8 protein-coding genes are annotated in these 6,829 nt (G+C 41.1%); 5 read left to right on the top strand and 3 right to left on the bottom strand.

All coding sequences use genetic code 11. From position 1 onward, the window contains the following. Positions 1-322: 322 nt before the first annotated feature. Both JXA84_06395 and JXA84_06390 read right to left on the bottom strand, forming a co-directional pair. The gene (locus JXA84_06395) at positions 323-1,450 is read right to left on the bottom strand and encodes an MFS transporter (GenBank protein ID MBN1150834.1); all 1,128 of its coding nucleotides are present in this window, start codon (positions 1,448-1,450) and stop codon (positions 323-325) included. Positions 1,451-1,593: 143 nt separating this feature from the next. Then, positions 1,594-2,478 carry a hypothetical protein gene (locus JXA84_06390; protein MBN1150833.1) on the bottom strand — a complete coding sequence of 295 codons (885 nt, stop codon included), beginning with the start codon at positions 2,476-2,478 and terminating at the stop codon, positions 1,594-1,596. A 110-nt stretch (positions 2,479-2,588) separates the two neighbouring features. Between JXA84_06390 and JXA84_06385 the strand changes: the two genes are divergently transcribed. The 5 genes from JXA84_06385 (at position 2,589) to JXA84_06365 (ending at position 6,544) form a co-directional block, all read left to right on the top strand. After that, positions 2,589-2,792: a helix-turn-helix transcriptional regulator gene (locus JXA84_06385; protein MBN1150832.1), complete on the top strand. Its 204-nt coding sequence runs from the start codon at positions 2,589-2,591 to the stop codon at positions 2,790-2,792. Between the two features lie 15 nt (positions 2,793-2,807). After that, entirely contained in the window at positions 2,808-3,482 is a 675-nt protein-coding gene (locus JXA84_06380) for a hypothetical protein (GenBank protein MBN1150831.1), read from the top strand. Then, positions 3,475-3,771 carry a hypothetical protein gene (locus JXA84_06375; GenBank protein ID MBN1150830.1) on the top strand — a complete coding sequence of 99 codons (297 nt, stop codon included), beginning with the start codon at positions 3,475-3,477 and terminating at the stop codon, positions 3,769-3,771. The genes JXA84_06380 and JXA84_06375 overlap by 8 nt, the downstream gene beginning before the upstream one ends. A 385-nt stretch (positions 3,772-4,156) precedes the next feature. After that, positions 4,157-5,188, top strand: coding sequence for a phosphate ABC transporter substrate-binding protein PstS (gene pstS, locus JXA84_06370; protein MBN1150829.1), 1,032 nt, complete (start codon positions 4,157-4,159; stop codon positions 5,186-5,188). 579 nt (positions 5,189-5,767) lie between these two features. Next, positions 5,768-6,544 (top strand): T9SS type A sorting domain-containing protein, encoded by a 777-nt coding sequence (locus JXA84_06365; protein MBN1150828.1) that lies wholly within the window; start codon positions 5,768-5,770, stop codon positions 6,542-6,544. A 95-nt stretch (positions 6,545-6,639) separates the two neighbouring features. Here JXA84_06365 and JXA84_06360 read toward each other — a convergent pair. Beyond that, positions 6,640-6,829 (bottom strand): hypothetical protein (locus JXA84_06360; protein ID MBN1150827.1); only part of this gene is annotated, 190 nt, incomplete at its 5' end.

Raw genomic sequence — 6,829 nt, 5'->3', positions numbered from 1 at the left:
TCTGACGGAGTTACTTCCGGCAACTACATAATGCTGCTGACTGTTCCTGGAAAAACGGTTTCTGAGAAGTTCTCGATAGTAAACTGAAATATTCCTTATAAAAAGAGGGAAAGGAAAACCTTTCCCTCTTTTACTTTTTTTACATGACAAAAAAGGATTCTATTGTCTTATCCCGTCAAAGAGTATTTCCGTCTTAAAATTCTTGGGTTTTCGCATTAGACAATGAAATAATCATTTTCAGCTTGATACCCTGTTTTACAATTCTCTTCATACCCTTAACACCAAGAAAATTAAAACAAAAATGAATTCAGAAAGAAAATTATCAACTGACAGCGGCATTTTTTCTTTTAAAGAAAATAGTCATAAAGAACAGTGCGGCGGAAAACTGAACGGCGACAGAAAAAAAAACGAGCGCTGAAGAACCGATTTTGTCGTATAGAAAACCCATGACAGCGCTGCCTAAAAACCATAATGCTCCGAATATCATATTGAAAAGACCAAAAGCTTGAGCTCTTCTGTTTTGGTGGACGAGATCCGATATTGAAGCTTTGAGAATGGACTCCTGTGTTCCGACGCTGATCCCCCATAGAGACATCCCCGCGATTATAAACCAGAAAGAACCCAAAAAAACGAGCGGCGCTGTGAATACTTCAACTATGAAAAGAACCGCAAGTACTTTTAATCCGATCCTGTCGTATAAAACTCCCAGAATAATCGCAGACACAGCGTCTATTGCCATCGCCCCCGCGTATAGAAGCGGTATCATCGCTTCTTTAAAACTTCCGAAATTTTTCAAGTGAAGACCTATCAAAGGAAAATCTGTAATCCCCATTGCGAGAAGACCCGCAGAAATTACTATGATCCAATAATGACGTGAATATCCTTTTGTCGAAATTTCGGGTTTTTTTGATTTGATCTCGAACTTTTCCGGATGCGGAAACAAGAAACTTGCGAATATTGTGATCGCGATGACTATTCCCGCCGGTATGAAGAGAAAAAGGAGTCCTTTTCTGTAAACAGCAAGTTCGCTTCTCGTTGTCAGAAGAAGTGCTGAAAACAGCGCAGGCCCTAGAAACGCTCCTATTTGATCCATCGCTTCGTGAAGGCCGAAACCAAAGCCTCTGCCTGTTCTTTTCGCCGCGAAAGAAAGGACAGCGTCGTGTGCGGGTTTTCTGATAGCTTTACCAACTCTTTCAAAAAACAAAAAAGCCACCGCAAGCTGCCAGCTGTCGAGAAAAGCGAGTGCTGGAAGAGAACAAAGCTGAATAGCGTATCCAACAATTATTATTACCCAGTATTTTCTGGTCTTGTCGGCTATTGTTCCGGAGACAAACCTCAGTGCGTATCCGGCAAATTCTCCAACGCCGGCTGCAATTCCGAGCGCAAATGCGCTTGAGCCGAGTAGCTTGAGATACTGCCCGACGACGCTTCTCCCTCCCTCATAATTCATGTCGGCGAAAAGGCTTACTACGCCGAAGAGTATTATAAATAAGAAAGCAGAATTTCTGGTCCATTCCGTTGAATTTTTCTTCAAAATTCCCTCTCTTATCACCTTTCAAATTGAGCTTTTTTTGTTTGCCAAAAACCTGCCCTTCATAAGCGCCTGAGGTATTCTTCGAATTTTGTTTCGCTGATTTTGCGTTCGAGATAAGGTATGTTTCTCGGTACTCGGTCCAAATAAAAGGCGATTTCCTTTTTTTTGCTCTTGGTGAAAAATAGAGACAATTTGACAAAAAGAGCCCTAGCCCTTACTATATCCTTTCTTCGCCTGGACCCTAAAAGTGCTTCTTTGTCTATTCCCGTCAGCTTTTCTGTCATCTGAGCGGTTTCTTCAAGAGTTTTGTCTTTTTGTCTTTCAACTGCGTTTTTTTTCCCCGAAGAGTATTTGACATTTTCAAAGAAACCATCCCCTCCAAAAATTTGCCTGCTTTTTTCAAGTTTAACCCTAAAACTTTCGGTTGGCACGCGGTTTATTCGCGCAACCAATTCCTCTTCACCGCAATTCAAATATTTCAGGATTTTGTCGAAATCGACGAGTAAACGCTTTTCAGCCGACAAATATTCGCCTTTTGAGCTCAAACAAAACTGCTTTTTGCCGTTGTTTTCACCGCAGGAATTGACGTAACTTATCAGGTCGGTAAAAAAAGAGTTTTTATCGCATAAAATTGACTTGTACCTGCTTCCGAAGAGATGCCCTGAAGTCTTATGTTTTTTGTTTACCCACTGGGTGAAAGATTGCATAACGCCTTGCATCACTCTCGACAGTGGGACAAGCCCGGTCTCCAACAAAAGTTGAAAAGATTCATCCCTCAAAGAGTAAGCGTAGAGTGAAAAATCGTATTTTTCCTTGTATTCAGCAAGTTTTGTAAGAAATCTATTTTTTTCTTCCTCTTCGCAGAAAATCGGCAGATTTCTGTTTCCCCTAGCCTCGACAAGATAGAGAGATTTTGGCAGCTCTAGTCTAACTGTTCTGGGCATTCTGCTTTATATCATAGTTAGAACATTATTTCAAATTATATTTCTATTTTTCAGCACGGCACAAGCAAATAATACTTGACAAAAAGTAAACAATAATTTACATTTATAACATGATAAACAAAATAAAGCTTTTTCGATTGATAAAAGACGACATGACACAAAGAGAATTAGCAGAAAAAGCCGGGGTGACAAGACAGACGATTATAGCAATAGAAAAGGGCTCCTTTAATCCATCTGTAAAACTCGCTCTGAAGATATCAAAAATTTTAGAGGCTGATGTAGAATCCCTTTTTTTTCTTGAAGAAAATGATTAAAAAAGAGAGGTCAAAATGAAAATTCCCGAGAGTACTTTGAGAAATATTTGGCTAATCTTTATAATTATAACATTATTTTTAGCCACATCACTTCCCTACTGGTTTTTCGTTGTCTCTGTTTCCGTCGTCTTCATATCTCCTTTGATCTTGGAGTTTAAAAGAAAAAATGTCGTAGATGAGAGACAGATAGCGATAAGCCACTTATCAAGCCACATAACATTTTATGTATTTATTTTGCTTCTTCTTCTGACGATAAACAGGGAGTATATCTCCAAAGGACTGAACCCTCCTCCTCAATTTTACATGCTGATGATTGTTCCGTTTGTGGTAAAACTATTGGCAAGCCTTTATATGGATTATGGCGCTGTTCCTACAGCGCAGTGGATTGGGTATTTCTTTTCATTTTTCTGGCTATTGTTCGTAATCCTATCTCACGGCCTGAGTTTCGTCGCTCTGATAGAATCCGTCCCTTTTGTCCTGATCTTTCTCATTTCTTTCTTTTCGAAAAAATTCCCTGGAGCAGGAGGAATTCTATTTCTAGTCTTCTCAGCCACTCTTTTGATATTCTTCAGGGGTTGGTCAAGATTAGATCTGTACACAAGAATTTTAATGTATTCGCTCATACCCCTGCCTCTTGTTTCAAGCGGAACAGCTCTGTTGTGGTACAGGTTCAAATCCAAAAATGCTTAAGTATTCGATTATTTCTTTTCTCTTCTGCTCGGCTATTTTTTCTCAAGACTTAAACCGGGTAGAGATTTCAGTTGTCTTGAGCGGTGAGTTGCTGATCGGCTTGGGTTACACTCGTTTTCTGCAAGATGATATTTCCGCGCAAATAGACGCTTATGTGATACCAGCAAAAGGTAATCCCTTCGCTTTTGACGCGGGTCTGATAAAGAATTTCGGCGAGGTGAATTTTAAGCCTCAAATAGGCGCCGGTTTTGCGGCAATTATCCCTCTGATTCTGAAATCAGGCCTCTGATTCTGTGAAATCAGATCTCTGATTCTGTGAAATCAGATCTCTGATTCTTAAAAAAGAAAATTTCTTTTCCTTTTCAATTTATCTCCCGGCATTGGGTACAATCTTGATAAATATTCGTTTTCAATCGAATTATGGGTTTCCTTTTTTTTAAACAGGATTAGAAACCTTCCTACCCCAACAGGTATCAAGTTTCAAATAGGAAGAAATCTGGAATAAATTTTTCAGTTCTGCAAATTGCCGTTCTACAATATGCTTTTCGCTTGTATATATTTATTCCTTTTCAAAAATCCGAATTTTCCAATCCATTTTAACTAAATTTTAATATTGAATTTATTTTAAAATAACGATTTCTCTTTAAATTCTTAGCAATAAAACAAAAGGAGGAATTGTGAAGAAATTTTTGACATTGTTATTTGCTGGAAGCGTTGTTTTGACTTCGGCTATTTCAGCGGTGGATTTAAAAGCTGCTGGAGCGTCATTCCCTTATCCTTTTTACGCCAAAGCTTTTGACACTTACCATTCTCTTACCGGCAATCAGGTAAACTACAATCCCGTAGGTTCGGGAGGCGGCATAAACCAACTGATTGAAAAGACCGTAGATTTTGCCGGGTCGGATGCACCGATGAAGGATTCAGAAATTGAAAAAGCCGGCGGAAACGTACTTCATATACCGACTTGTCTCGGAGCTGTAGTCATAACATATAACCTTCCTGGCAATCCCAACCTTAAACTGACCTCCGAAGTGATAGCCCAGATATTTCTCGGTGAAATAACAAAATGGAACGACCCCGCAATTCAAACCATAAACTCTGGCGTAGAACTTCCAAACACCGAAATAGTCGTAGTACACAGAGCGGATGGAAGCGGAACCACATACATTTTCAGCGATTACCTGACAAAAGTCAGCACAGACTGGGCGTCAAGAGTCGGTTGCGGAAAATCGTTGGATTGGCCGGTTGGTCTCGCCGGAAATCAAAACCCAGGCGTTGCGGGTCTGGTTCAGTCCACTCCAGGTTCCATTGGCTACGTAGAATTGATATACGCGCTTTCAAACGACATGCCTGTCGCCACAATTCAAAACAAAAGCGGAAGGTATGTATACCCCAGTATTGAAACGGTGAGCGCCGCCGCCAACGTAGATATGCCGCCCGACATGAAAGTCTCCATCACAGACACAGAAGCCGAAGAAGGATATCCTATAAGCGGTTTCACATGGATACTTCTATACCAGGAACAGAATTACTCCGGCAGATCAATGGAGACTGCGAGAGAAACAGTAAATTTGATCTGGTGGATGATACACGACGGTCAGAGCCACGCGGAACCCCTCCTGTACGCGCCTCTGCCACAGAGCGCCGTTAGAAAAGCCGAGGACCTTCTCAAATCAGTCACTTTCAACGGCGCTAAAATTCTCTGATAGAAAGGCGGCTCAAGCCGCCTTTCTCAATAAATGTTTCCTTAAAATCCCCGTGTAGTATTTTAAAATCTATATTTATTGAATTTTATGCCGTCTGAAATCCTATTGCCAAAAGCCGTTTAATTTCGCATTTCCTCTCTTCAAAACACACCCCAACACATAAACAATCAACTATAAAAATGTTATATAACTCTAATTGCAAAACATCTCTCCTATAATCGAGGCTTACAGTTTTATTATTTTTTGTTTGCTTTTTTTTCTAACATTCGTTAAAATCAATTTGACTTTTTATCAAGGAGACCTCCGATAAAGAAAATTTTTGTATTTTTATCTCTGGGAGTCCTGTTTTTTTCCAGTCCTATCTTTTCTGCCGTGAGAAGACCTCTTCTGGAGATCCACGGTTATTCATATTGAGGCTACTGCGCTCAGTATGCTGGTCAGCAGAACTCATTCATTGAAGGCAAGGGCGATAGTATCACTGCCCTTAAATACCACGTTTCGTCTTCTGATCCATTCAACAACACAGACCACGAGGGGAGGCAGGCTTTTTACGGTGTGAGCGGAGTCCCAGACGCCTTTATGGATGGATATGTAAATTTCTACCCAGCCAACCCGAATCTTCAAAGCGCTTTTACTTCGGCGATGACCAGACCTTGTTATCTGAACATTTTTCTTGACGGTGATTTCGACCCTTCGACGCATTCCGGTAATGTAAGAGCCACTCTTATCCTTGAAGCTTCCATCGGCACCGGACCTTTCAGGTTGCACTTCGCGGCAGTTTCAAAAGTAGTGCCCTACCCCCATGGATATTTCTCGGATTTTCATTACCCCATGCGAAGGATGTGCCCAAATTACAACGGAACTACTGTCACGTTTTCCGGAACTTACCCTGAAACCCTCGAAGTATCAATTCCTTTCACGTTGGACACTACATGGTGGAACTACGAAGAAGGCGCAATTTATTTTGCCGTATGGCTTCAGACTCACGGATCCCCTAAATACATCCACCAGAGCAACAAGATAGACATTTCAGGACTCAACGCAGTCGAGGAGACGCCTTCCTCTCCCGTCCTGTCTGATATTTTCGGTTTAGGTGATTTTTACCCCAACCCGTTCGTCGGAACAGCTTTCATCCCGGTCCAAATATCCTCCGCTTCATCTGTCTCCCTCAGAATATTCGACGTTAGCGGCAGAACTGTAAGGACAATCGCTGTGAACAGAGAGCTGGATTCCAACACGTCCTTTGCGTGGGACGGAAAAGACGATTCCGGAAGAGAAGTTTCGGCTGGAATATACAGGGTCGAGCTGACATCACCCGACCGTAACGATTCGAAAATTTTGATCAAAGTTCAGTGAAACCTCAAGAGGCGGTCCACAGACCGCCTCTTTATATCAAACTTCGCCCTTAAACTCCTCTTTAGAAGATACGTTTCCAGCGGATTGAAGTCGTATCACTTGGGAGTTTCCCAGTGAAGCTCAACTTCCTCTTTTTTTTCGAGTGTTCTTTTCAAAAATACCATGAGTGTATTCGGAGGGTTTTTTTCTTTTTCAAAAAGCTCCAGAAGTTCTTCAAGAAAATAGAAATCGTTTGATTTCATTCCAGACTCGGAAAAAGCTTGTATTAGAAAGAAAAGGTCGTCT

Source organism: candidate division WOR-3 bacterium (genome assembly GCA_016926475.1).
Taxonomy (GTDB): Bacteria; SDB-A; SDB-A; order SDB-A; family SDB-A; genus JAFGIG01.
Note: the sequence above shows the minus strand (reverse complement) of the source record. Positions and strands in the feature narration are given on the sequence as shown.

Excerpts from the sequence above, each read along its gene's own strand:
- JXA84_06390 (MBN1150833.1), bottom strand. The coding sequence starts at position 2,478 with ATGCCCAGAACAGTTAGACTAGAGCTGCCAAAATCTCTCTATCTTGTC.
- JXA84_06395 (MBN1150834.1), bottom strand. The coding sequence starts at position 1,450 with ATGAATTATGAGGGAGGGAGAAGCGTCGTCGGGCAGTATCTCAAGCTA.
- JXA84_06385 (MBN1150832.1), top strand. The coding sequence starts at position 2,589 with ATGATAAACAAAATAAAGCTTTTTCGATTGATAAAAGACGACATGACA.
- JXA84_06375 (MBN1150830.1), top strand. The coding sequence starts at position 3,475 with ATGCTTAAGTATTCGATTATTTCTTTTCTCTTCTGCTCGGCTATTTTT.
- JXA84_06365 (MBN1150828.1), top strand. The coding sequence starts at position 5,768 with ATGGATGGATATGTAAATTTCTACCCAGCCAACCCGAATCTTCAAAGC.
- JXA84_06380 (MBN1150831.1), top strand. The coding sequence starts at position 2,808 with ATGAAAATTCCCGAGAGTACTTTGAGAAATATTTGGCTAATCTTTATA.